General features: G+C 32.6%; 26 protein-coding genes. 16 read left to right on the top strand and 10 right to left on the bottom strand.

The window, feature by feature from the left end:
* Positions 1-397: 397 nt before the first annotated feature.
* Positions 398-793, top strand: a complete 396-nt coding sequence (locus ACQ654_RS06250) for an HU family DNA-binding protein (protein ID WP_430409469.1) — start codon at positions 398-400, stop codon at positions 791-793.
* Positions 794-1,105: 312 nt separating this feature from the next.
* A complete protein-coding gene (locus tag ACQ654_RS06245; RefSeq protein WP_430409468.1) occupies positions 1,106-1,705 on the top strand; it encodes an REP-associated tyrosine transposase in 600 nt (199 codons plus the stop codon).
* A gap of 82 nt (positions 1,706-1,787) precedes the next feature.
* Here ACQ654_RS06245 and ACQ654_RS06240 read toward each other — a convergent pair whose 3' ends face one another.
* Positions 1,788-2,054 carry a helix-turn-helix transcriptional regulator gene (locus ACQ654_RS06240; RefSeq protein ID WP_430409467.1) on the bottom strand — a complete coding sequence of 89 codons (267 nt, stop codon included), beginning with the start codon at positions 2,052-2,054 and terminating at the stop codon, positions 1,788-1,790.
* Between the two features lie 216 nt (positions 2,055-2,270).
* Here ACQ654_RS06240 and ACQ654_RS06235 point away from each other — a divergent pair, with 216 nt between their 5' ends.
* From ACQ654_RS06235 to ACQ654_RS06215, 5 genes are all read left to right on the top strand, one after another.
* The gene (locus tag ACQ654_RS06235) at positions 2,271-2,519 is read left to right on the top strand and encodes a hypothetical protein (protein WP_430409465.1); all 249 of its coding nucleotides are present in this window, start codon (positions 2,271-2,273) and stop codon (positions 2,517-2,519) included.
* Positions 2,520-2,726: 207 nt separating this feature from the next.
* Positions 2,727-4,454 carry a M28 family peptidase gene (locus ACQ654_RS06230; RefSeq protein WP_430409464.1) on the top strand — a complete coding sequence of 576 codons (1,728 nt, stop codon included), beginning with the start codon at positions 2,727-2,729 and terminating at the stop codon, positions 4,452-4,454.
* Positions 4,455-4,742: 288 nt separating this feature from the next.
* Positions 4,743-5,906 (top strand): THUMP domain-containing class I SAM-dependent RNA methyltransferase, encoded by a 1,164-nt coding sequence (locus ACQ654_RS06225; protein WP_430409463.1) that lies wholly within the window; start codon positions 4,743-4,745, stop codon positions 5,904-5,906.
* A 21-nt stretch (positions 5,907-5,927) separates the two neighbouring features.
* On the top strand, positions 5,928-6,155 hold the full coding sequence (locus ACQ654_RS06220) for a hypothetical protein (protein WP_430409462.1): 228 nt from the start codon (positions 5,928-5,930) through the stop codon (positions 6,153-6,155).
* Positions 6,152-6,379 carry a hypothetical protein gene (locus ACQ654_RS06215; RefSeq protein WP_430409461.1) on the top strand — a complete coding sequence of 76 codons (228 nt, stop codon included), beginning with the start codon at positions 6,152-6,154 and terminating at the stop codon, positions 6,377-6,379. The genes ACQ654_RS06220 and ACQ654_RS06215 overlap by 4 nt, the downstream gene beginning before the upstream one ends.
* A 117-nt stretch (positions 6,380-6,496) precedes the next feature.
* Here ACQ654_RS06215 and ACQ654_RS06210 read toward each other — a convergent pair whose 3' ends face one another.
* Genes ACQ654_RS06210 through ACQ654_RS06195 form a run of 4 tightly spaced genes read right to left on the bottom strand, consistent with a single transcriptional unit; the run spans position 6,497 to position 9,462 of the window.
* Positions 6,497-7,231, bottom strand: coding sequence for a head GIN domain-containing protein (locus ACQ654_RS06210; protein WP_430409460.1), 735 nt, complete (start codon positions 7,229-7,231; stop codon positions 6,497-6,499).
* Between the two features lie 38 nt (positions 7,232-7,269).
* The gene (locus ACQ654_RS06205) at positions 7,270-8,361 is read right to left on the bottom strand and encodes a hypothetical protein (protein ID WP_430409459.1); all 1,092 of its coding nucleotides are present in this window, start codon (positions 8,359-8,361) and stop codon (positions 7,270-7,272) included.
* Entirely contained in the window at positions 8,342-8,911 is a 570-nt protein-coding gene (locus tag ACQ654_RS06200) for a hypothetical protein (protein WP_430409458.1), read from the bottom strand. The genes ACQ654_RS06205 and ACQ654_RS06200 overlap by 20 nt, the downstream gene beginning before the upstream one ends.
* Complete coding sequence (locus tag ACQ654_RS06195) at positions 8,908-9,462, bottom strand: RNA polymerase sigma factor (protein ID WP_430409457.1); 555 nt, start codon at positions 9,460-9,462, stop codon at positions 8,908-8,910. Before ACQ654_RS06195 ends, ACQ654_RS06200 begins: the two co-directional genes overlap by 4 nt.
* 247 nt (positions 9,463-9,709) lie before the next feature.
* On the opposite strand from ACQ654_RS06195, the gene lon reads away from it, so the two are divergent.
* Positions 9,710-12,163 carry an endopeptidase La gene (gene lon, locus ACQ654_RS06190; protein ID WP_430409456.1) on the top strand — a complete coding sequence of 818 codons (2,454 nt, stop codon included), beginning with the start codon at positions 9,710-9,712 and terminating at the stop codon, positions 12,161-12,163.
* A 56-nt stretch (positions 12,164-12,219) separates the two neighbouring features.
* Here the strand turns inward: lon and ACQ654_RS06185 are convergent, their stop codons facing one another.
* Both ACQ654_RS06185 and ACQ654_RS06180 read right to left on the bottom strand, forming a co-directional pair.
* Positions 12,220-13,437 carry a radical SAM protein gene (locus ACQ654_RS06185; RefSeq protein WP_430409455.1) on the bottom strand — a complete coding sequence of 406 codons (1,218 nt, stop codon included), beginning with the start codon at positions 13,435-13,437 and terminating at the stop codon, positions 12,220-12,222.
* Between the two features lie 116 nt (positions 13,438-13,553).
* Positions 13,554-13,823 carry a hypothetical protein gene (locus ACQ654_RS06180; protein WP_430409454.1) on the bottom strand — a complete coding sequence of 90 codons (270 nt, stop codon included), beginning with the start codon at positions 13,821-13,823 and terminating at the stop codon, positions 13,554-13,556.
* A gap of 312 nt (positions 13,824-14,135) precedes the next feature.
* Between ACQ654_RS06180 and porQ the strand changes: the two genes are divergently transcribed.
* The gene (porQ, locus tag ACQ654_RS06175) at positions 14,136-15,155 is read left to right on the top strand and encodes a type IX secretion system protein PorQ (RefSeq protein ID WP_430409453.1); all 1,020 of its coding nucleotides are present in this window, start codon (positions 14,136-14,138) and stop codon (positions 15,153-15,155) included.
* 37 nt (positions 15,156-15,192) lie between these two features.
* Entirely contained in the window at positions 15,193-15,882 is a 690-nt protein-coding gene (gene cmk / locus ACQ654_RS06170) for a (d)CMP kinase (RefSeq protein ID WP_430409452.1), read from the top strand.
* A 52-nt stretch (positions 15,883-15,934) separates the two neighbouring features.
* Here the strand turns inward: cmk and ACQ654_RS06165 are convergent, their stop codons facing one another.
* Positions 15,935-16,315: a LysM peptidoglycan-binding domain-containing protein gene (locus ACQ654_RS06165; RefSeq protein ID WP_430409450.1), complete on the bottom strand. Its 381-nt coding sequence runs from the start codon at positions 16,313-16,315 to the stop codon at positions 15,935-15,937.
* Positions 16,316-16,615: 300 nt separating this feature from the next.
* Between ACQ654_RS06165 and rpsA the strand changes: the two genes are divergently transcribed.
* Complete coding sequence (gene rpsA / locus ACQ654_RS06160; protein WP_430409449.1) at positions 16,616-18,394, top strand: 30S ribosomal protein S1; 1,779 nt, start codon at positions 16,616-16,618, stop codon at positions 18,392-18,394.
* 83 nt (positions 18,395-18,477) lie between these two features.
* Here rpsA and ACQ654_RS06155 read toward each other — a convergent pair whose 3' ends face one another.
* Entirely contained in the window at positions 18,478-20,781 is a 2,304-nt protein-coding gene (locus ACQ654_RS06155; RefSeq protein ID WP_430409448.1) for a hypothetical protein, read from the bottom strand.
* A gap of 3 nt (positions 20,782-20,784) precedes the next feature.
* On the bottom strand, positions 20,785-21,327 hold the full coding sequence (locus ACQ654_RS06150) for an RNA polymerase sigma factor (protein ID WP_430409447.1): 543 nt from the start codon (positions 21,325-21,327) through the stop codon (positions 20,785-20,787).
* A gap of 238 nt (positions 21,328-21,565) precedes the next feature.
* On the opposite strand from ACQ654_RS06150, the gene pyrR reads away from it, so the two are divergent.
* The 5 genes from pyrR to ACQ654_RS06125 all read left to right on the top strand — a co-directional run bounded on the left by pyrR (position 21,566) and on the right by ACQ654_RS06125 (position 26,312).
* A complete protein-coding gene (gene pyrR, locus ACQ654_RS06145) occupies positions 21,566-22,117 on the top strand; it encodes a bifunctional pyr operon transcriptional regulator/uracil phosphoribosyltransferase PyrR (RefSeq protein WP_430409446.1) in 552 nt (183 codons plus the stop codon).
* A 2-nt stretch (positions 22,118-22,119) separates the two neighbouring features.
* The gene (locus ACQ654_RS06140; RefSeq protein ID WP_430409445.1) at positions 22,120-23,049 is read left to right on the top strand and encodes an aspartate carbamoyltransferase catalytic subunit; all 930 of its coding nucleotides are present in this window, start codon (positions 22,120-22,122) and stop codon (positions 23,047-23,049) included.
* Positions 23,050-23,175: 126 nt separating this feature from the next.
* A complete protein-coding gene (locus tag ACQ654_RS06135; RefSeq protein WP_430409444.1) occupies positions 23,176-23,508 on the top strand; it encodes a ribonuclease Z in 333 nt (110 codons plus the stop codon).
* A 153-nt stretch (positions 23,509-23,661) separates the two neighbouring features.
* Complete coding sequence (locus ACQ654_RS06130) at positions 23,662-24,570, top strand: ribonuclease Z (protein WP_430409443.1); 909 nt, start codon at positions 23,662-23,664, stop codon at positions 24,568-24,570.
* Between the two features lie 11 nt (positions 24,571-24,581).
* Entirely contained in the window at positions 24,582-26,312 is a 1,731-nt protein-coding gene (locus tag ACQ654_RS06125) for a tetratricopeptide repeat protein (protein ID WP_430409442.1), read from the top strand.
* Positions 26,313-26,428 lie beyond the last annotated feature (116 nt).

Below are 26,428 nucleotides of genomic sequence, written 5' to 3'. Positions count from 1 at the left end.
AAACTTTTTAGTAGATCAATTGCAAAATTAACATATTTTGCGCTTTTGTAGTCGCGACAACTAGGAAATAATTTCAAAAATAGCTAAGCTTCTTCTGCTACAGTTACTTTGTTTAAAAAATAGCTATGGTATAATTTTCTCTTTATACGGTTACTTATTGCTACAAAAATATGAAGAATAGAAAAGGGAAGGAGCAAAAAATTATCCGTATTGTGCTGTTTATAAGGATTTTCCTGTTAGAGAAGTTGTTAATTTATTAAAAAATTAAACGCTTATGAAGTATTTGCTACGCTTACAAAAAACACTGAGTAAATTTAAAATAACTATATGATATTCGTATCGAACATAAGAAGCAATCAATAGATGGTTTTTATAATATGAATTTAAAGAATAATATATGTCGATAAAATTTAAAACAATTACGCGCAAGAATCCAAGGGATTTAACCGCACCAGAAAAGTACTATCCAAGTTCCGTAACAGGAAGTATATTGGACTTAAACGAATTGGCTGACTTGGTTGGCGACGGATCTACCGTACGTCGTAATGATGTATATGCCGTATTAATCGGTTTGGTAGATGTAGCAAAGAAGCAATTAGCCTTAGGAAACATGGTTCGTTTGGGCGATTTGGGAAGTTTTTCCATCAATGTATCTGCCAAAGGAAAAGATACAGCCGCAGAAGTTACGGCGACAACTATAGAAAAAGGAAAAATAATTTTTAGACCAAGCGGTAACTTAAAAAACATGCTAAAAGCATTGAGCTATGAAAAAGTAGGCGAGTCTACTACGTAAACAAAAGGCTCAACATAAGGAATATCCATAATATTCTTAACATTTTTAAAATTCTATCAAGATAAGATGCAGATTTTATCAAGATAGAATTTTTTTTTGTCTTGATGTTTTGCTCAACTTATCAAGATAAAATTTTATTTTATCAAGACATTTTTTGAGGCTTCTCTAAGCCTAGTGTTTATAGGGGTTGCGGAGTGGTGTGAAAATAGTTGATTATTGACACTACTCCGCAAAGTCTCCCGACTTTGAGGAACAGTTTAAAGCATCACAAATAGTTTCACATTTTTTAGTTTTAGTTTAAAATGAGTATTTATGAAAGAAGGTTATATTATAAGAGAACAAGACAAAGCACATTTTATCACAGCTACTGTTGTAGATTGGATAGATGTTTTTACAAGACAAAATCACAGAGATTGTGTGATTGAAAGTTTAAAGTATTGCATAAAAAATAAAGGAATGATTTTGTATGCGTATGTAATCATGAGCAACCATATGCATTTGGTTATACAATCAGATGATGGGAAGCTATCTGACTTAATTCGTGATTTCAAGAAATTTACTGCAAAAACAATTTTAGATACTATCCAAACCGAACCAGAAAGTAGAAGAGAATGGATGTTAGAACGATTTAAAAAAGCAACAGAAAGCCATACAAGAAATAAAAATTATCAGTTTTGGCGATATGGAAATCATCCAAAAGAAATCTATTCATCAAAGTTCTTATGGTCAAAAATAGAATACATACACATGAATCCAGTCCGTGCAGGATTGGTTAAAAATGTGGAAGACTATATATATTCTAGCGCAAGCAATTATATAAACGATGAAGGACTCATTGAAGTAACATTAGCAGAAATTCCAAAAGTTAATGTGTTGAAAAACTCTTCTTTTATGAAGTATATAAAGGAATAGCAAAGTCGTGAGACTTTGCTCAGCGATAAAATAGCTGAATTTATTGCATAAAATTATAAATTTATTGGTTAAAAAAATAGCTCTACAACTTCCCCTTAATCCGTTCCAGCTCATCAATTACTTTTTGAAGTGCTTCGCTTGGGTTTTCTATTTCTTTGGTTGGGTAAAACAAATTGCGGATATCTACATCTAACGTATTGGCAATCTTCAATAACAATTCAGGTTTAGGAAAACTATTTCCTTGAACAATATTAGAAATACTTGCAGGCGTAACGCCAACTTTCTCGGCTAAGTCTTTCCCTGTGATGTCTTTTTCTTTTAAAACTTCTTTGAGTCGTAAAATATTCATGCTTTTATAATCTGTAATAATTAAGGTAAAACTACGAAAATTATAGAGATACGTATATAAATCTATTAAAAATTATAGTTTTATGTAAAAGTATTGAAATTATAGAGATACTAAATAAATTTAGTAAAAATTATAGTTTTATTTGAATTAAATAAAAGTAATATTTATATTTGAAGTGTAATTATTATAGTAATACTAAATATTAAACGCTTTTTAATGGATGATATGACAACACAACAGCAATTAAACAAAGAATTGGTAGCAGAATTAAAAGAACTAAAGCAAGAACTCGCCAAATACAAGCACAGTTTTGAAACCGAAATGAACATTAAAAACTACTTGTATTTCTTTATTTTAACCAACAATTTAGTAGAGTCATTACGAGAGTTTCAACAAAAATATAACAATGATAACGACGATTATTATATAAAATCCTTAGAGTTTTTGGTAAACAGTACTTTATAGGTTGTTAGTTAAACGTGCTCGCTAGCACTCATTTATAACAAGTACTTTACAGTTAACTAAACTCTGTAACTTCCTTTTTAACTCGCTTTCATTTGTTAATGACTTTTTGTAATGCTTCAATTCAGTTTTCTTTTACTAATTTAGGCACACTATATACAAACACGTTATATACACAAAACTAAATCTACTTTTGAAGTAAAAATTACTATGAAATTAAAAGTCATATTATCATTTGTTATCTTAGGCATAACACTTTTTAGTTATAAAGACAATTCCAGTACTTCCGTAACAACGGATGCATATTTTGATTTAGTTCGGCAAAATTTTAAAGGAGATATTGCCTTTGAAACCACTGCCTTTGTAGAAAAATATTGGCGAGTTGTTGGAAATACAGGGTACAATGCAACTATTTACAGAATAGCATCAACACTTGAAGCAGCAGGATATGTATTAGAAGCTGATGCCGAACCAAATGAAGTGTTTACATATAGAATAGAGAAGCGAAAATTGGAAAATCCTACTTGGGAACCTGTAGATGCAAGCCTTGCAATTGAAGGAACTAATGAAATATTATTAGAACATGCTACCAATAGAAATATGATTTATTTAAACTCTGTATCAACACCACCAGAAGGAGTTGTTGCAGAAGTTGTTTATATAAAAAGTAAAGAAGATTTAGCAAATACAAATGTTAAAGGAAAAATTATTTTTGCAGAAATGAGCCTGTGGGGATTGTACAGAAAAGCACTAAAAGAGAAAGCTATTGGTGTACTAACGTATGACAATCCTTCTTATTTACAACCAGAAAAAAATGTTACTTCTATTCAATTTAGAAGACTTCCGTATAATAAAAAAATAAAAAGTTGGGCAATAGCACTTTCTTATGAAGCCAAAGAGAAGCTAAAAGCAAAACTTTTGAAGGGAAAAGTAAAGCTAAAAGTAAATATTAAAACGAAGATATATCCTTCTGAAGATTTAACAATCATAGCAAACATTAAAGGTTCTGAAATGCCAACCGAGAGTTTGGTGTTTAGTGCGCATATTCAAGAGCCTGGAGCTAATGATAATGCATCAGGAGTAGGAGTTCAATTGGAAATGGCAACGGTATCTGCAAAGCTTATAAATGCCAATAAATTAAATGCAAAACGAACACTTACGTTTCTTTGGGGCGACGAAATAGTTTCTACAAGACGGTATATTAAGGAAAAAGAAAAACGAAGTGCCAATATTAATTGGGGAATTAGTTTGGATATGGTTGGTGAAAATACTTCGTTAACCGGAGGATCGTTCCTTATAGAAAAGATGCCTGATCCTAGCGCAGTTTGGACAAGAGGTAATGATAAACATACCGAATGGGGAGGAAGTGTACTTTCGCTTGAAGATATGAAACCTCATTATCTAAATGATTTTATGATCGAAATTTTTAAGGATCAAGGAAAATATGCAAACTGGGAAGTAAATACCAATCCTTTTGAGGGCGGTAGCGACCACACTCCTTTTTTAAAGGCAGATATTCCTGGACTATTACTTTGGCATTTTACCGATCAGTTTTATCATACGGATAATGATAGAATTGAAATGGTATCACAAGAAACCTTAAAAAATGTTGGTATTGGAGCCTTAGTAAGTGCTTATACACTTATAAATGGTGATGATACAACTGCAAAACAAATTATTGAAACTATTCTTAATACGGCAAAAAAGCGTCTTAATGATGAGTTCAAACTTAGTAAAATAGCAATTGCTAACGGGAAGCTAGTTACAAATGAAATCAAAATAATAACTGCTTGGAATAATTGGTATATTGACGCTTTGAATTCTGTAGATGACTTAGTACCAGCATCTAGTAATATACTAGAAAAGGATATAAAGGAAGCACAACAAACTTTGCAGAAAACAACAACTACTTTAATTGACAGCCTAGAGAAGATGTAAAAATAGTTTATGCCACAAATTATAAAGGATATGTATTTATGAAAAAGAACAGTAGCTTTTCAAGCTTTATGGAATCATTCACTTCTTTTGTAAGCGATTATACTCGTTTCCGAATACTCTTTGCTTTAGTAATGCTAGTCGTTGTAGTTTTGGCAGTAATCGTTAAGAAACTATTCTTTTAAATCATCAAATTTATCAATCTTTAAATCAATTCATTGCTACATTAACTCGTTGAATAATTGTTTCATTATCAAATTAATGTACTTTTGCGTTTTAGAGCAGTAGCAAATGGGAGATAATTATAAAATGGTTGCTAAAACCTTACATGGTTTTGAAGACTTATTGGAAGAAGAACTAAAAAGATTAGGTGCGCAAGATATCCGTAAAGGAACGCGTAACGTTACGTTTAGAGGTGATAAAGGATTTATGTACAAAGCAAACTTGTGCTTGCGTACGGCGATTAAAATACTGAAACCTATTCGATATTTTAAAATTAAGAATGAACAAGATTTATACGATCAGGTATATAATATGCATTGGGACAAGTACCTAACGCACGAACAAACGTTTGCAATTGATGCCACAGTTGCTTCCGAACAGTTTACACATTCACAGTTTATTGCCTTAAAAACGAAAGATGCTATTGCAGATAAGTTCCGTAATACAGAAGGAAAACGACCAAATGTAGATATTAAGTTTCCAACGTTACGAATTCATGTACATATTCAAAACAATGATTGTAGCATTTCATTAGACAGTTCGGGCGGTTCATTGCACAAACGTGGCTATAAAACGGCAACGAATATTGCACCAATAAATGAAGTGTTAGCGGCAGGTTTGGTTATGATGTCGGGTTGGGACGGACAAAGTGATTTGCTCGATCCGATGTGTGGAAGTGGAACAATTGCTATTGAAGCGGCAATGATTGCGTGTAACATTCCGCCAAATATTAATAGAAAAGAGTTCGGTTTTGAAAAATGGAACGATTGGGATGTTGATTTATTTGAGAAGATTGAAGAATCGTCTTTAAAGAAAATTCGTGAGTTTCATCATAATATTTACGGATATGACAAGGCGCCTTCGGCAGTTCAGAAAGCAAAAGACAATGTCCGAAACGCAAATTTGAGTGATTATATCCAGATTCGTCAGCAAAATTTCTTTGAAACAAAAAAAGAAGGTGATGAAAAGTTGCATATTTTGTTCAATCCGCCATATGGCGAACGTTTACATATTGATATGGAACAGTTTTATGCCGAAATAGGAGATACGTTAAAACAAGGATATGCCAATACAAATGCTTGGTTTATAACATCAAATCTAGAAGCATTAAAGTTTGTTGGTCTGCGTCCATCACGTAAGATAAAAGTATTTAACGGAAAGTTAGAATCACGTTTGGTAAAGTACGAAATGTACGCAGGAAGCAAAAAAGCCAAGCATCAAGATAGAGCGTAAAACCATAAAAATTTATAGAAGATGAAGCCAAAAACAAAAGCTTTGCTACTCAATTTTGTAGCGTTTATGTCACTTTTCTTAATATTTCGTTTTACGTTGGGTTATGTAATTCCTGTAAGCGGATTGTGGTTGTCATTAATTTGTGCCGTCATTACAAGTGTAATTGTACCAAAGTTTGGTGTGGTTAACGAAGGCGGTAAAGAAAAAATACTGATGAAGAGTTTTTTTAGTGATGAACGAGAGATATGAAAAACAAAAGCTATCTATTACTTATAAGTAGTATCTTTTTTCTATGCGCATGCCAGTCTCAAAATGGAATAACTACTAGTTCTACAAATTCTACTTCTACTGAGTTACAAGAAAGCGGATTCTTCCCAATGTTTACATATTATGACAATACAGGTTTGCAAGTAGCGAATAATTTAACCCTGAGTTTTGAACTTACACACTTTTTAGGACAGTGTCATTTTTAGCTATATTTGAAAACAGGATTAAACTATAAATAATTTAACCCTGAGTTTTGAACTTACACACTTTTTAGGATAGTGTCTATAGTTTTTTTATGTCCAATAATTAATTTGTTGCATCTTCTAGTTCATTGAAATACTTCCTGAACCAGCTACTTTCGTATCTTCTTTTGAAGGTCTTCCTTTGTATGTAATATCTCCCGAACCTGCAACACGCGCTTTTAAGCTATTTTCTGCATATACTCTGATATCTCCTGAGCCAGCTAAACTTACAACTACATTGTTCGCTTTTAGTTTGTAGGCATGAATATCTCCTGAACCTGCTAATTTTACTTCGGCATTGTCAGCATTTCCTCTAGCTGTCATATCTCCCGAACCAGAAACTGCCATTTTTAAATCTTTTGCATCAACATCTAAAATGATATCTCCTGATCCTGCTAACGCCATTTTAAAATTACCTGCTTTGATTGTTGCATCTTTTGTATATACATCTCCCGAACCTGATAACGCAACCGATTCAAGATCTTTAAAAGGAACTGTAATTACTAATTTTTTACCATTACTTACACGTAAGTTGTATCCTTTTTTAGTTTTAATTTTTAACTTCCCGTTGCTTACTTCGGTTTGTACATATTCTAATAAGTTAGATTCTCCTTCTAATGTAATTTTTCCTTCTCTTCCAGATACCAATTCTACATCAAAAGAACCAGCTACTGCAACTACATCATAATCTGAAGTCGTTCGTGTAATTGTGGTCATTTTTCCGTTTCCTTTAATCTTCTTGTTTCCCCAACCGAATGCGTGTGAAACTGTTGTTGCTAAAAATAGTGTGACGATAAATAGTGTTGCTTTTTTCATAATTTCTGTTATTAGTTCGTTAATTTTAATTGATGATTTTATAGTTTTTCGAATCGGATACTTCCGTATTCTGAGTTAATATGTACGTTGTTACCACTAGTTTTGTCTCTATGAAACCCTTCATAATAGCGTTCTTTAGATTCAACTCGCTTTTTATTCATGGTGAAATCTTCATAACCTTTAAGACTTGTGTATTCAAGATTCAATTTGAAGTTAAAGTTATACTGTGCATTGTATCCAATTTTGATGGTTGCCAATTCTGATTCAATTCTGATATCTCCTGCATCGTCTGTCATTTCTTCAATTTTGATGGAACCATAATCTGCGGTTAAGTCTAAGTTTCCTGAAATTCCGCCTAGGCGTAACGACAAGTAATCACCCGAACCTTTTACATTATACGCTTGTTCAATTTGTAATATATTGTAATCACAATTATATTCGATATAGCTAATAGTTCCAAACTGCGATTTTGTATGATCGGCATTTAGCTCAATGTTTTCAGCATTATTAACAGTAAATGAAGAATAATCGGCGTTAATTCGTCCGCTTTTCATGTACGCAATTGTTACATTATTTGTGTAATCAAAATTCAAAGAATTATCATCCGCTAATAACTCTCCAATTTCCATAGTTCCATGATCAATATTTAGTGAAACTTTGTTTTCAGCACGATTTAAGAAAATTGAACCGTAATCATTAGAAACATTTACTTCATTTCCTTTCGGGAATTTAATCGTGTAATTTACGGTTACATTTACTTTATTACGTTTATTCCATTTCCACCAAGATTTTGCTTTGTTTTTACCAAAACGAGTACTTGCATTTACCATTGACTGTGTATTGTTAAAATCAACATCAATTTGTCCCAAACGCTCACTTACTTTATCCGCTGAATCTCCGTTGGTTTTAATCACAACTTCAATTGCTACTGTGTTTTTATCCCAAGAAGTCATATGAACAACTCCGTAACTATTAGACACTTTTAAAAGTGCATCTGAAGCTACTGAAAACTCTTTTGTAATCGTTTTTTCTTTGGTATATTTTCCGTTCATCTTCTTACCATTATTGGCAAAAATTAGAACAGGTAGTAAAAATGCGAATACTATATATTTATATAATTGTGTCTTCATTTTTGAATAATTTAATTTCTTCAATTTGTACTAATACATTTTTTAACAAGTCAATGCGAAGTTGAAAGTTTGTAACCATTGCATATAAAATACGTTTGTCGTCTCCGTGTTCAATCAATTGATTTTTTAAATCTGTATAATCGTTTTCCAAGCGTTTCAATTGTAATAATGCATCTTGTATAATTTCTTTTGTGTCTTCATCTTCTGCAGCTTTAACTTTGGAGAGTTCTTCTTCAATCAACGAAGCAAAATACATTTGTGAATTTTCTACTTCTGGCGAAAACGTTACTTCTTGTGTTTCTGAACCAAACTGAACATTAGAACCGATAAAAATTCCTAAGCTCAATAAAATAACACAAGCTGCTGCAATTGGTTTCCACCAAGTAAATAAAATCACAGGTTTCGTAGTATCATCTGCTGCTTCTTGTTGCTCTTGCTGTTGTTTTAATTTTGTCAAAAATCTATTTTCATGATTTGCATCAGGCGTTTCTACATCAAACGCTCCTTCTAATCGTTCAAACAATTTCGAAATGTTATCTTCTTCTTTCATGCGCATAATTCTAATTTTTTTCGCAAACTCTCTTTTGCTCTGGAAATCATTGTTCTACAATTTGCATAGCTAATATCCAAAATGCTACAAATTTCATCATAATCAAACCCTTCAATCAAATGTAAGGTCAAAGAAACTCTGTAATTTTCCTTCAGTGTTTTCAAAGTCTGCAATACTTTTTGAGCCTGTAAGCTTGTAAACTCTTCATCCGAAGCAATTCCGTCATTATCTTCGACCTTATGTAATACATTGTCAAAAGGAATTTCTTCTTTTCGTTGTTGTTTTTTATACAAGTAAATACTTTTGTTCACTACAATTTTCTTTAACCATGCTCCGAATGAAACTTCTTCACTAAAAGAGTCCAATTTCAAAAATGCATTTAAAAATGATTCTTGCATGGCATCTTCTGCTTCTGCGCTATCTTTTAAAATTCGAAATGCAGTATTATACATCGCTTTGTAATAGCGATTGTAAATCTCCATTTGCGCAGTTTGGTTTCCTTCTTTGCACAACGTAATGAGTTGTTCAGTATGTAACTTTTGGTGGCTCAAAAAGTTTTAGTTTATTGTAAAGATTACAGAAAAATTAGTTTGTTACACTTTTGGCTAAAATTATTTAATATTTCTTGAATTTTAATGTTTTCAAAGTAAAAGCTTGGCATAACAATTGACTTAAAATAGTATAGAATACTAGATAGGTAGCGAATTGCTGTTGATTTCTAGTAGTTTAAACGACATACATAAAAGAAATATAGATTTTCATTCTGGCTACTATGACAGAATGACCTAGAAATATAATATGAGCAAAACAAAGTTTTTAAATATGGACAGTTTGTCATTTCAATCCATTGATGAAGATGCGGAATTAATTCCGTTAATGACGCCCGAAGATGAAGAGGAAATTAATAGAGAAGTATTGCCTAGTAAGTTGCCAATACTTCCGTTACGAAATACAGTATTGTTCCCAGGAGTTGTTATTCCTATTACAGCCGGAAGAGACAAATCTATTCAGTTGATTAAAGATGCCAACAATGGAGGAAAAGTAATTGGAGTTGTTTCACAAAAAGATGAAGCTGTTGAAAATCCTACGTTAGAAGATATTAATACGTTAGGTACGGTTGCCCGAATTTTGCGCGTACTGCAAATGCCAGATGGAAATACAACGATTATCATACAAGGTAAAAAACGATTTGCCATTGATCATATGTTGCAAGAAGATCCATATATGGAAGCAACTGTAAAAGAAGTGCCTGAAACACGACCAGAAGTTACGGATGAAGAATTCCGTGCCATTTTAGAATCAATCAAAGATTTGGCATTACTTATCATAAAAGAAAGTCCAAACATTCCGTCGGAAGCATCATTTGCAATCAAAAATATTGAAAGCTCTTCATTCTTAATCAATTTCATATCATCAAATATGAATTTGTCTGTAAAAGACAAACAAGAATTGTTAGCAATTACAGATTTGAAAGAACGTGCATTGGCAACGTTAAAGTTTATGAATCTGGAAATGCAACAACTTGAATTGAAAAATGATATTCAGTCAAAAGTTCGTCACGATTTAGATCAGCAACAGCGTGAATATTTCTTGCAACAACAAATGAAAACCATCCAAGAAGAATTGGGCGGCGGCGTTTCGTATGAGCAGGAAGTTGAAGAAATGCGTGCCAAAGGGAAAAAGAAAAAGTGGGACGAAAATATAAAGAAGCATTTTGAAAAAGAACTCGCAAAAATGAAGCGTATGAATCCGCAAGTAGCGGAATATTCAATTCAGCGTAATTATTTGGAGTTGTTTTTAGATTTGCCTTGGAATGAATTCAGTAAGGATAAATTCAATCTGAAAAAAGCACAAGTTATTTTAGATCGTGATCATTCTGGTTTGGAAGATGTAAAAAAACGAATCATAGAATACTTAGCCGTTTTAAAGCTTCGTAATGATATGAAATCGCCAATTTTATGTTTATATGGACCTCCAGGTGTTGGAAAAACTTCGTTGGGAAGATCAATTGCAGAAGCGTTAGGAAGAGAATATGTGCGTATTTCATTAGGTGGATTGCGTGATGAAGCGGAAATTCGTGGACACAGAAAAACGTATATTGGAGCAATGCCAGGACGAATTATTCAAAGCTTGAAAAAAGCGGGAACTTCAAACCCTGTATTTGTGTTGGACGAAATTGATAAGCTATCCAGCAGTCACAATGGAGATCCATCTTCTGCAATGTTAGAAGTATTAGATCCTGAGCAAAACACAGCGTTTTATGACAACTTTTTAGAAATGGGCTACGATTTGTCAAAAGTGATGTTTATCGCAACAGCAAATAGCTTAAGCACCATTCAACCAGCATTACGTGATCGTATGGAAATCATTAATGTAACAGGTTATACAACGGAAGAAAAAGTTGAAATTGGTGGAAAACATTTGTTAGGAAAACAATTGAAAGAACACGGACTTACCAATAAAGATTTAAAAATAGGGAAGAAGCAACTTGAAAAAATTGTAGAAGGATACACACGTGAAAGTGGTGTACGTGGTTTGGAAAAGCAACTTGCCAAAATGGTTCGGTATGCTGCCAAATCAATTGCAATGGAAGAAAGTTATGAGAAGAAAGTCACAAATGATATTATCATTGATGTATTAGGTCCGGCACGTATGGAACGTAATAAATATGAAAATAATGATGTTGCGGGCGTTGTTACAGGGTTAGCTTGGACAAGTGTTGGTGGTGATATTTTATTTATAGAATCAATTCTTTCCAAAGGAAAAGGAAACTTATCCATTACAGGAAACTTAGGAAAAGTGATGAAAGAATCCGCTACGATTGCAATGGAATACATGAAATCGAATGCAGATACTTTAGGAATTGATCCAGAAGTATTTCAAAAATACAATGTACATATTCACGTACCTGAAGGCGCCACACCAAAAGATGGACCAAGTGCCGGAATTACCATGTTGACGTCGTTAGTATCATTATTCACACAGAAAAAAGTGAAGAAAGATGTTGCCATGACTGGAGAAATTACATTGCGTGGAAAAGTGTTGCCAGTTGGCGGAATAAAAGAAAAAATTCTTGCGGCAAAGCGAGCAGGAATTAAAGAAATTATTATGTGTAAGCAAAACGAACGTGATATTTTAGAAATAAAAGAATCGTATTTAAAAGGACTTACGTTTCACTATGTAACAGAAATGAGTGACGTGATTAAACACGCGATCACAAAAGAAAGCGTGAAAAATCACAAAGCACTCTAAACAATTAATAAACTGATAAATTAAAAAGGATTTAGGGTTTTGAACGTTTGCTGTTTTTATACAGGTTGAACACTAAAAAACTCTAAATCTTTTTTATATGTTTCTTCAATATCGGACATATCAAGTTGGTTTAAATAATCAATAATTTCTGTAGCGTCCATTTTAGAAATGCTGTCATCATACATACTTGGTACTAATTCCATCATTTTGTTTTGAATGTGCGAAATAATCATAATCATATCTTCACAATAAACTGAAGGGTTATTGAATCCGTTTTCCTGCTTATGACGATGTACCAAACGTCCACCTTTACAGATATCAACAACAGGACATTCTAAACATTTTGTGCACAATTTTTCAGTGCTATCTTCAAAATATAATTTTCCAAGCGGAAGTTTTACAATTTCTTTAAAATCATGTGTAAAAATATTCATGTTGGTTTTGGTAAAACCTTCACCACAACCTTTTAAGGAATCAATCGCTTCAATATCGCCATTTGTTTCAATAACTAGTGCATGTGCTTCGTGTCGTTTTGATTTACTAGAACCTAATATGGCATTCGTCAATCCGTTTAAGAATGGAATAACAGGCCTATTTGCATCCGCAATCCATAAATCATACAATTCAATTAGCCAGTTTCCCATGGCTTTTGATTCATACGGGAAACTATCATGTGTATAATCTGGTAACAAGAAATTTACATAGTCAGAAGAAATATCAGTAAGATGTTTATACGTGGTTTCTGCTGTTTCGTCAATATTCATAACACTAATTACGGAAACAAAACCAAGTTTCCGTTTCAGTAATTTTAAGCCTTTTATGACATCATCATAACTTCCATTTTCTTTATGATCTACACGATACATGTCGTGCGCTTTCTTGGTTCCATCCAAACTTACGCCTGGGAAAATTCGCCATTTCTTTAATACTGCTGCCCAATCCTCATCAATCAATACGCCATTTGTTTGGATATTGTAGTCAAACGTAGTGTCGGGAAATTGTTCTTTTAACGTTGCCGCTTGTGAGATAAATTTCCCAAAATAGGATTTATCAATCAATAACGGTTCGCCTCCATGAAAAGTGAATGTGAATACTTCTTGAGGATATTCCTTTAAATAATTAGCAACACGTTCAATAATAGTTGGAATCATGCTTTCTTTCATGAATTTTGGTTGATTTCTAAAAGTAGAATCTCCTAAATTATACATGAAACAGTAAGAGCAATTTAAATTACATCTGCTGGCAACTTTTAATACTAATCGATTGAAATCCATAGGAAGGCTTTTTAATTTGAAACATGTGATGAAACAGTTGCCCAACGTGTTAAACTAAACAATATTTAAGTATTGTAAGTTGTTGGGCAACTGGAAAATATTTTACGCTCGTAAGATTATCCTAATCTTACATGAGCGTGATCATGTGGTAATTCTGGATATGTTCCATCCTTTATGCATCTTTGAACACCTTCATGCCAGTAATATCCCCATGGACATCTTGGTCCACCACCACCAGTTGGGATGTAAATAATATCATCGTCATACACAAGACCTGAAGCATCAACAGATCCTTGTGATAATCCTCCAAAAACGTTGTTTAAATCGGTAACTTGCTTTTCAGTTAAAGCATCAACAGTTTTGTGTAAAAAAAATTTTTTTTTCATAATAGTTTGATTATAATTAATCCATACTCTAATGTTTTAAATGGCTTTTTTGGATCCTCCATTATAGAGTTAACTCGTATGTAATGTAAGACGAATCTTAGAAGAAAAACAAAGAAACTATGTGCTGTTTTATAAAAGATCATTAGGTATTGAGCCACGAAAAGTCAATGCATATATAGGGTTATTGAAGAAAAAGTGCTTTTAAGCTTGAAAAAAAAACAGAAAATGAAATATCTATTAATTTTATTAAAAAGCATAAAATATTTATGATATCTAAACGTTTTAAATAAAGATTTTAGTTACTTTGCACCCATGCAGAAAAAAAACCTCTTATACTTTTTTTTGTTTATAACAACGATAGCTTCCGCACAAATTGGTGGAAGATATACGTATCAGTTTTTAAACTTAATTTCATCACCTAGGCAAGCCGCACTTGGAGGAAAAGTAATAACCAATTACGACCAAGATGTAACGCAAGCACTATTCAATCCTGCTAGTATTAATTATAGAATGGATAATCACTTATCTTTAAATTATGTTAACTATTTAGGTGATGTAAATTACGGATCGGCTTCGTATGCGTATACATGGGATAGAAGAGTACAAACTTTTCATGCAGGAGTTACCTATGTAAGTTATGGGCAATTTGACGGTTATGATGAGCAAGGAAATGAAACAGGAAGTTTTACAGGTAATGAAATTGCACTATCCATGGGATATGCATATAACATTCCTTGGACAGATATTCATATTGGAGGAAATGCAAAATTTATCAATTCAAAACTAGAACAATACAATTCATTTGGAGGTGCTGTAGATCTTGGAATTATGTACATAAATGAAGAATTAGAACTAAATATTGCTTTAGCGGCACGAAACTTAGGATTCCAATTTACAACATATGCAGGTTTACAAGAACAATTACCATTTGAGTTAATCTTTGGAATTTCTCAAAAACTAGAACACGTTCCAATTCGTTGGCACTTAACATTTGAAAACTTGCAACAATGGAATATTGCTTTCGCGAATCCAAACAGGGCAGAACAATCAATTGAAGGTGGCGTTACAGAAGAAGAAGTAACTTTTCTAAAAAACTTAATTCGTCACACAATCATAGGAATGGAAGTGTTTCCAGACAAAGGATTCAATATCCGATTGGGGTATAACTTCAGAAGAGGAGAAGAACTGAAAATAGTTGATCAACGTAATTTTTCAGGAATTACCGCAGGATTTGGACTTCGCATCAACAAACTAAAATTTGATTATACGTATGCAAGATATTCTGTTGCGGCCAACACAAGTATGTTTGGTGTAACGGTAAACTTACAATAATCATGCACGCTACAGCGCATTTACAAAGTACTACGTCATGAAAAAAATTACCATAGCCATTGATGGCTTTTCATCTACAGGAAAAAGTACGATTGCAAAACAACTTGCCAACGCATTAGAATATATATATGTTGATACTGGCGCTATGTACAGAGCTGTTACGTTGTATGCACTTCGCAAAGGATTTATTGATGCAGAAAACTTTTCTATCAATGATTTAGTAGCAGATTTAAATTTGATTGACTTAACGTTTGTGTACAATGAAAATGTCGGTTTTGCCGAAATGTACTTAAATGCTGAAAATGTTGAAAAAGAAATCAGAACCATGAACGTTTCAAACTATGTAAGCAAAGTTGCGGCTGTTCCTGAAGTTCGATATCAGTTGGTAAAACAACAACAAAAAATGGGCAAAGACAAAGGTATTGTCATGGACGGAAGAGACATTGGAACTGTCGTTTTTCCTGATGCAGAACTTAAATTATTCATGACCGCTTCACCAGAAAAACGTGCCATGCGACGTTACAAAGAACTCATTGACAATGGAGATGATGTAAAGTATGAAGAAGTATTACGAAACGTACAAAACAGAGACTATATAGATTCGCATCGAGAAGATTCGCCATTGCGACAAGCTACAGATGCTATTGCTTTTGATAATAGTGATATGGGACTCAAAGAACAATTTGATCGTATTATGAACTTAGCACAACGAACTATAAACACATAAAAAAAGCTTCCAATTTGGAAGCTTTTTTTATGTGTTATTATATGGGAAGCTATTATAAGTTTGGAATAACCAACTCTTGTCCTGGATGAATTACATCCGGGTTCTTTAAAATATTTGTATTTGCTTCAAAAATAGCAGTATACTTTCCTGCTTTTCCATAATACTGCTTTGCAATTTTCCCTAATGTGTCTCCACTTTCAACAGTATGACGGTGATACACAGATTCGTCAGCAACTTTAATATCTGCTTCTATATCAGATGGCAACTCTCCACCAACTTCTTTGATTTTGTCCCACATTAAATTCTTTTCGTGTGGCGTTCCTGCAACACCTGAAACTTTCAATACTCCATTTGCCTCTTCAACATTACCATTTTGGATTCCTAAAGTCTCACCAAGGTCAAGAACTCCTTGATATTTTGATTTTACACTCATTCTTCTTTATATTTTAATTATTAATATTATAAAGATAACTCAAAAAAAATAATATTAAGTTATGTATATGTTATAATCTATTTTTTCGATGAAAATCAATTTTTATAGTCAAATAGAATAAAAGCAGGTCTATTTATATAGTATTAGTTTGTAAATCAAAATAATAATGGTAATTTTGCACTCCTTTTTAGCATGTTCGAGAATCGAAAAGGGGAAAACAATTTTTATATAAATATAACATCTATTGCTTTTACATGCGAAGACTCTCTACAAAAGTGATATACAAATTTTACATCAGCAATGGCTGAAGAAAACACAAACACAGACGTTCAGGACGTTAAAAACCCTGAAGAATTTTTAGCAAATTTTAACTGGCACAATTACGAAGAAGGAATTGATCAAGTTGAAGACGAAAAGCTAGAAGAATTTGAAAAATTAGTAGCGGATAATTTCGTTGATACAGATGATGATGCTGTAGTAGATGGAATTGTTGTAAGAATGACTGACAGAGAAGCGATCATTGATATCAATGCAAAATCTGAAGGTGTAATTTCTTTAAACGAATTTCGTTACAATCCAGACTTAAAAGAAGGAGACACAGTAGAAGTATTAATTGACGTTCGTGAAGACAGAACAGGACAATTAGTATTATCTCACAGAAAAGCGAGAACTATCAAAGCATGGGACAGAGTAAATGCTGCGCATGACAATGGTGAAATCGTTAATGGTTTTGTAAAATGTAGAACTAAAGGTGGTATGATCGTTGACGTATTCGGAATTGAAGCGTTCTTACCAGGATCTCAAATTGACGTGAAGCCAATTAGAGATTACGATCAGTATGTGAACAAAACGATGGAATTCAAAGTGGTTAAAATTAATCATGAATTCAAAAACGTGGTTGTTTCTCACAAAGCGCTTATCGAAGCAGATATCGAAGAGCAGAAGAAAGAAATCATTGGTCAATTAGAAAAAGGTCAGGTACTAGAAGGAGTTGTGAAAAACATTACTTCTTACGGTGTATTTATTGATCTTGGTGGAGTTGATGGATTAATTCACATTACAGACCTTTCTTGGTCTCGTATCAACCATCCAAATGAGGTTGTTGAATTAGATCAAAAATTAAATGTTGTAATCCTTGACTTTGATGATAACAAATCAAGAATCCAATTAGGATTAAAGCAATTAAGCGCTCATCCTTGGGAAGCTTTAGATTCTGAATTAAAAATCGGAGATAAAGTAAAAGGTAAAGTTGTTGTTATTGCTGATTACGGTGCATTTATTGAAGTAGCTGAAGGTGTTGAAGGATTAATTCACGTATCTGAAATGTCTTGGTCTACACACTTACGTTCGGCTCAAGATTTCGTAAAAGTTGGTGATGAAGTAGAAGCGGTAATCTTAACATTAGATAGAGAAGATCGTAAAATGTCTCTTGGTATCAAACAAATGACGCCAGATCCATGGACTGATATTACAACTAAATATCCTGTAGGTTCTAAACACACAGGAACTGTACGTAACTTCACTAACTTTGGTGTATTCGTAGAATTAGAAGAAGGTATTGACGGATTAATTTATATCTCTGATTTATCTTGGACTAAGAAAGTGAAGCATCCATCTGAGTTTGTTACTGTTGGTGATAAATTAGAAGTACTTGTATTAGAATTAGATGTAGATGGACGTAAATTAAGTTTAGGTCACAAACAAACTACAGAAAATCCTTGGGACAAGTATGAAGGTGAGTTCGGTGTAAATACATTACATACAGCAGAAATTACAGATACAAATGATAAAGGTGCAACAGTAGCTTTAAACGAAGATGTAGTAGCTTTCATTCCTTCTCGTCACTTAGAAAAAGAAGACGGAAAGAAATTAAAGAAAGGTGATACAGCTGAGTTCAAAGTAATTGAGTTCAACAAAGAATTCAAAAGAGTTGTAGCTTCTCATACTGCTATCTTTAGAGAAGAAGAGCAAAAGAATGTTCAGGCAGCAGCTAAAAAATCAGCATCAGCTGAGAAAACTACGCTTGGAGACTTAGATGCTTTACAAGAATTAAAAGACAAAATGGAAGGGAAGAACTAATTTCCAATCATTTTATCACATATAAGAAAGCCGTTTCAATTTTGAAACGGCTTTTTTTATACTTCCCTTTTTTTGATTATTTGCTATTGCCCATCAATAAATTCAATGCTCATAGTATCTCGTGAAATAGGAGTTTTTTCTGAAAAAATTTTACTTGTTTTTATCTCGCTACACGGAAAAATAATCGGTTGTAGTTCTTCCTTTAACTTTGTGATCTTTCTATAATTTTGAAATATTGCTTCATTCTTTCTTCTAAAAACCTGATACAAAACTTCGGTTTCGAGCATATTATTATTATCACTAAGTTTTGATAATTGCGTATTCAATTTGGCTGTGGTAATTTCTGAAAGTTCAATTGTGTCTGAATTACTTTTAATAGATTGACTAAAATAAAAGGGTTTGTCATTCATGTACGCAATACAATATACACGATACTTTAATAAGTCATTTAGTTTATAAGTAAAGCTATTATTTTTAGCTTTCAATCGAATAAAACTAGTAAATCCATTCGGAACAAGATATACAAATAAATCATCAAAAGTCTCTGTGTTTTCAATTGAAACTTCATAATTAGAATAACTGATTGTTGTACTTTTCGTATTATTTTTAATCGTAGTTGTCGTTCTACTTTTTACACTTGCAATCACTTGCTCGTTGATAATTCGGTCAATATTTTTCCAACCTGTCGTTCGTACAGAAGCTCTATACGTTTGTTTGCGCTGTTGTCTTTTCATAATTTTTGCGATAGAAACCGTATCATTTCGCTTTGAAGAAACTGTATTTCTTTGTGTACTTGTAAGTACACGCGGCAACTGAACCTGCATATCTTTTGCAACTTTCTGAGTTGTAATTGCCAATTCATTCAAATAATAACTTTCCAATTGTTTTTTTGAAAAAGCTTTATATTTCTTGTCAGCACGTACCAAAGAATCTACTTTCTGTTGTGTTTTCTCTAAAGCCAAACGATATACTTTTTGTTGTTTCAGATAGTAATCATTCAGTTTTGAAACCTCAGTGTCCATATTGGCAACATTTGTAAGTCGCTGTTTTGAAAATTTTAAAAATGGCATGTTCATAGTTTTGCCATATGCAGAATACGCAATAATAGAATCGGACACATACAAATCACGATCTAAGTTTTTCAAATAAACATCCAGCATATAATTTGCTCTATAGCAATTGCTGTGAATCATTTTTAATCGTTCTTCAAAAGCTTTGGTAGCGATAAATGTGTTCTGATAGCGTTCGTTCCAAATCGTTTTCACCTTCAAAGGATTTAAGCCATTAGTTTTAGAAACATTTTTGATTTTTAGCATATCAATCTTAAATTCTTGGCTAAAAACTGTGGAACTTTCAATATATTCTTTTTCAACAAAATCTAATGAATAATACAAACTATCGGTAAATTTTTTATCTGTACTATCAAATCCTTTTCGGGAAAGTGTCTCTAAATAATTTGGCGGATAAAAATTCAAACTATAAATATCTTGCGGAATCAACGCTTTTTTCAAAGGTTTTGGGTTTGTCCAATTAATTATTCCATCTATTGTAGCCTTGCCATCAAACAATTGCATCTCGTTTTTATAATTCAAAGTCGAAATATCTACTACTATCTCTTTTTTCGGATGAATTTGTAACTTCTCTCCATTTTTTTCAGCTTCTATAAAAAACATGCCACCAGTTTCTAGCGGTTTATCATTGTGAAGTGTTGTCAATCCGGAAGTCATAATCGTCATCGGATCGAGTGCTTCTTTAATCTCAAGTTGAATATTTCCGTTGATAATTTTTTGAGTTGAATCAATAAATGCATTTTTTGGAATCAAAAACACACTTCCGTTTTGAGTTTCCACAATGGTATCTCTTTCTGTTTGAATCGTGAAAATTTCCGAAGGAATTGTCTCGTAATGATTTAAAGTTCTAGCTTCCGCAATAAGAGACGTTTTAGTTTGAATCAATTTTTCTGTTTTCTCTTTTTGAATCGTATCAGAAATAGAAACAATTTTTCCCTCAGCTTCTTTCGCTTCAATTTGAGAATGCTCTTTTGCTTTTTCTTGTTCAACTTTCGTTGGAATTGTCTCGTTTACAGTTGAAACTTCTTTCGACGAATTCAAAAAGAACCAAGCAATAAGTATAAGTACAATCGGAATTCCAATCAAACCAATCAACTTTAAAAGCTTCCAAAAATAATACGTTTGTTGTGCATTTTGAATGGTGTGTTGTAGCGAAATGCGTTCCAAACTATGTATCAACTGTTGTTGTAATTCAACATCGTTTCTAAATTCAGGATTTGTTGCCATGCGTTCTTCAAATGCTTGCTTTTCGGTGTCATTCAAGGTATTTGTTAAATAACGTTCTATATATTCAATAGTCTTTAATTCTGGTCTCATCTGTTAGCTTTTTAAAGTTTTTAACTCTTGTTTTGCTTTCTCCAAACACTTATATTTTTGTGTTTTGGCAGATGATTCGGAAGTAAATCCTAACAAATCGGCAATTTCTCGCATCTTCTTTCTATCGATATAAAATAAAGAGAGGATTTGTAAACATTTTTGACCCAATGAGCGCAAAGCTTTTTCGGCTAATTGATACTTTTTTTCTTCCTGTACATGAATTTCCACAGGAATCGTTTCGTCTTTAGTGAATGCATGTTCAAATGAATGTGTGAGTTTATTTTTTTGTTTTAATTGATCTTTCCATAGATACTTGCAAATACTAAAAACATAGGTTTCAATTTTTGCAGTGAGTTTAAAATTGGGAGTTTTGGCTTTTCGGTAGAAAATTAGTAATGCTTCTTGAAACACATCTTGTGCTTCTTCTTTTGTGCCTCCATGTTTGCATATAAAGCGAGATACTTTCGGGAAATACCTGTAAATCTTTACAAAGGCTTGTTCTTTCTTCTCCGAAGTCAGCAATTGTAACAATGATTGATCGTTCATAAATAATACGTTTATATACTTAATGGTAAAGGAGCAAAAAGGTAACCATTCTTTCATAAAAAAAACTAAACTTTATTTTTTCATTCCTATAAAACGTCTAGTTAAATGAAATTCAGAAAGATTTTGTATCAGATTCTACTAGGAAATACATAGTTTAAAAACTTCTTAATGTAGAATTGAAGCGAAATAAACAAAAAAATCTGTACTTTTGTATTCCAAATACCATTTGGAGTTAACTATGAGTCAAAAAATCTTATTGAACTCAAAAGAGATCGGAATTATTCTGCATCGATTGGCGTGTCAGCTCATCGAAAAACACCTCGATTTTTCAAATACCGTACTCATTGGAATTCAACCACGTGGAATCTATCTAGCGGAACGCCTAACAAGTATTTTACGCAATGAATATGATGTAAAGGATATTGAATTAGGCTATCTCGACATTACTTTTTACCGAGACGATTTCCGCCGAAGCGAAAAAATACTAGAAGCAAACAAAACGAATATCAACTTTGTCGTGGAAAATAAAACAGTCGTTTTTATTGACGATGTGTTATACACAGGAAGAAGTATTCGTGCGGCATTAACGGCTATTCAATCATTTGGACGACCAGAAGAAATAGAATTATTAGTACTAATTGACAGACGTTTTAGCAGACATTTACCAATTCAGCCAAACTATCGCGGACGACAAGTAGATGCCATCAATGAAGAAAAAGTAAAAGTGAATTGGGCGGAAAATGATGGTGAAGACATGATATATCTTATTAATCAAGAAAAAGAAAATTAGAAATGAGTGAATTGAGTGTAAACCACTTGCTAGGAATTAAATATCTCAAAGAAGAAGATATACAACTCATTTTTGAAACGGCTGATCAATTTAAAGAAGTAATCAATCGTCCTATAAAAAAAGTACCTTCTTTACGCGATATTACGATTGCAAACCTATTTTTTGAAAACAGTACACGAACGAAACTTTCGTTTGAATTGGCAGAAAAACGACTGTCCGCAGACGTAATAAACTTCTCAGCTTCACAATCTTCTGTGAAAAAAGGAGAAACCTTAATTGATACGGTAAACAACATTCTATCGATGAAAGTAGATATGGTGGTGATGCGACATCCAAATCCTGGCGCTGGCGTATTCTTATCTAAAAATGTAAGTGCAAGTATTATAAATGCTGGTGATGGCGCACATGAACATCCAACGCAAGCATTATTGGATTCATATTCCATTCGTGAAAAACTAGGTGATGTAGCTGGTAAAAATGTGGTAATTGTTGGTGATATTCTGCACAGTAGAGTTGCATTGTCAAACATTTTTGCACTAAAATTGCAAGGAGCAAATGTAAAAGTGTGTGGCCCAAAAACACTATTGCCAACATACATTGAAAGTTTAGGTGTCAAAATAGAAACTGACTTACAAAAAGCGCTAGAATGGTGTGATGTTGCCAACATGCTTCGTGTACAAAACGAACGTATGGACATTAGCTATTTTCCGTCTACGCGTGAATATGCACAACAATATGGAGTAACAAAAACATTGCTTGATTCTCTTGACAAAGAAATCGTCATTATGCATCCAGGACCAATTAACAGAGGTGTAGAAATTACAAGTGATGTTGCAGATTCCAAACAATCCATCATTCTAAATCAAGTTGAAAACGGTGTGGCAGTTCGTATGGCAGTAATTTATTTATTAGCTTCTAAAATAAAGCAATAACACAAAATTTAGTTTTATCATAAAATGGCGTTAAAGATGTTTTAACAACATAAGTATGCGGTAAATTTTGTAAATTGTAGATAGTTCTTGAAAATAAAACCTAAAAACCCTCTAAACTATAAACCTATGATTTTAGATAAACAAGAAAACATTCTGATCATCACACAAGAGTCTACAAATACAATAGAACTTGTTAAAAAAATCAACGCGCGTTACAATGAAATTCAACATGATAATATCATTGTAAATCTTTTTTCGTTTGGAAATTTGAAAAAAAGTGACTTGGTAGAATTTTTACAAATCTCAAAAAAACATAGAGAAGCCAAACACTCTTTTGTCATCGTAACCAATAAAATAAGTACAGACGAATTACCAGAAGCTGTCATGACTGTACCAACATTACAAGAAGCTTTTGATGTCATTGAAATGGAAGAAATAGAACGCGATTTAGGTTTCTAGCTTTACTAATAACAACAGTAAAACAAACATTAATAAATTTTAAAAGTTTAGAATTAAGATCAAATTTTTAAAACTTTTAATGAGAGAACGAAGTGATTGCACACGTTCTTAATTTTATAATTATATTTTTGTTAAGAAATAAAATGTAAACGTGTGAAATTAACCATACTTGGCTGTTATGCCGCAACACCCACAAAACATACCAATCCAACGGCGCAAATACTCGAAATACGCAACCATATTTTTTTAATAGATTGTGGTGAAGGAACGCAAGTACAACTCAGACGTAGCAAAGTAAAATTTGCACGCGTCAAACACATATTTATCTCACATTTACACGGAGATCATTTCTATGGACTCATCGGATTGATCTCTACGTTTATGCTATTAGGTAGAAATACCGACCTACATATTTATGGTCCAAAAGGACTCAAAGAATTAACGTTACTACAATTAAAACTAACCAAATCATGGACAAGTTACAAGCTGTGTTTTCATGAATTAGAAAGTGATACATCCGAAGTATTATTTGAAGATGACAAAGTAACTGTATCAACAATTCCATTAGCACATCGTATATATGCAAACGGTTTTCTATTTAAAGAAAAAGAAAAAGAGCGCAAACTAAACATCAGTGCAGTGCTCAACTATGAAATTGAACGTTGTTACTATCAAAACATAAAAAACGGTAGAGATATCACGCTCGATTCCGGAGAAGTCATTCCAAATGAAAAACTTACCTTTGATCCACCGAAATCGAAAGGATACGCTTTTTGTAGTGATACTGTATATTTTCCCCAAATAATTGATCAAATAAAAGATGTTGATGTTTTATATCATGAAGCTACATTTTTAGACAAACACGATCATTTAGCCTTAAAAACCAAGCATACAACAGCAAAACAAGCGGCAATGATTGCCAAAGAAGCCAATGTTGGACAACTAGTTTTAGGACATTTCTCAACACGTTATGACAGTATTCAAGAATTTAAAGAAGAAGCTGAAACCGTATTTGAAAATGTGGTCTTGGCAGATGATGGAAAAGTGTTTGAGTTTAATTAACTAATATACATATGACTTTACGTACGATTATTCATAGAATTCTAAGAATTACTATCGGAGTGGTAATGCTTTTTAATTTATGCCAATGTACACACAATACAACTTCTGAAAATCAACACAGTTCTACCAAAACATCAGAACAATTATTAGCACTCATTATAGAATACAAAAAAACTGACCTTCCTAGAGCATTAGCGTTTAGTAATGAGTTGATTTATTCAGGAAGAAAAGCCAAAGATACCTTGCAATTACTAGAAGGATATTTACAAAAAGGTATTGTCTTGACACATTTGGGAAATTATGAAAAAGCTATAGATACGCTAAAAGGACAATTTTCAATGTTAGAAAAAGAAGCGTACGCAGAAATGAAATGTCGTTACTACTTAGGGATTGGAAATGCATACGTAATCCCATGGAAAAACTCAGAAGCTTTACACTATTATCAAGAAGCAAACAAAGTAGCAACAACAAACGGCTATGGAAACTGGAAATGTATTGCACAAGTTAATACAGCCAAAGTAATGCGAAATATTGGAGACAAACAAGAAGCGCTAAAAATTTACAAAGAAATGTATGCGCAGGCGAATGACTTTAAAATTTCAGAAACAAACAAGTTGCGAATATTTATGGGAATTGGTGGAACGTTGCTAACACTCAATAAACCTGATTCCGCATTGTATTACAGTAAAAAAGGTTTAAAAATTTCAAAAGAACTCAATCATAAAATGTTAGAAAGCTATTTCTATCATGATATTGGAATTGCCTACACACAGAAGAAAGAGTATAAAGAAGCGCTCAAAAACCTATATAAAGTAGCAAACTATACAAAATCTATAAAAAATAACGAACGTTCTGCGGAATCGTTATTCTATATTGGAAAGTGCTATTATGGGTTAGAAAAATATGAATTAGCCAGTGAACAATTTGAACAAGTAATTGTGATGATTGATGGTTCTGATGAAACAGAAGACTCAAAATTTGAACCACAAGAATTAGTTGATACCTACGATTTACTGGCAGCATGTTATCGAAAATTAAAAAAGGATGAGAAACTTATAGAACTCGTAAAATCCAATCAAAAAAAATTAAGCATAGAAATTAATGACAACAACAACAAAGTGAAAGTTTCGCTGTACAAAAGTCAAATCAAAGAATTGGCAGATGTTTTAAAGCGAAAAGAAAAATTTCAACATAAATTACTATATATCATTTTTGGTCTTTTACTAGCTGCATTAGGCTCTTTTTTCTATTATAAGAAAAAGGCAAAACGCGATAAAATGAAATTTGAAGCCCTAATAAAACTTCAAAAGGAATCAGAAGCACAAGAAAATTTAAAGCAAAAAAGTAAAACGAATACAATTGTCATAAATGATGCAAAAGTTGATGAAATCATTAAAAGATTAAAGAAACTAGAAGCGCAAGAATACTATTTAGAAGTTTCATGCTCATTGTCTAAAATGGCAAAAAAAGCAAAAACCAATGGAACTTATCTTACCAAAATACTAAAAGAACACGAAGGGAAAACATTCTATGAATATATCAATACGTTGAGAATTAACTACACTATAAAACGATTACAAACCGATAAGCAATTCCGCAAATACGCTATCAAACACATTGCAAAAGAAGTTGGCTACAAAAGTCCAGAATCGTTTACCAAACACTTCAAAAAAACGACAGGAATTAATCCTTCATACTACATAAAAGAAATAGAAAAGCTCAGTGCAATCAATGAGCTTTAAAAAACACTTTTTTATGCCTTAAATTAGATGATTTAAGGCTTTTCATTGTTGTAGAAACAGACTTAATTGATAGATTTATCACACCGAGAACACACATTAATAATTAAACACAATAG

Source organism: Kordia sp. (assembly GCF_965283645.1).
GTDB lineage: Bacteria > Bacteroidota > Bacteroidia > Flavobacteriales > Flavobacteriaceae > Kordia.
This window is presented reverse-complemented; position numbering and strand designations above follow the sequence as displayed.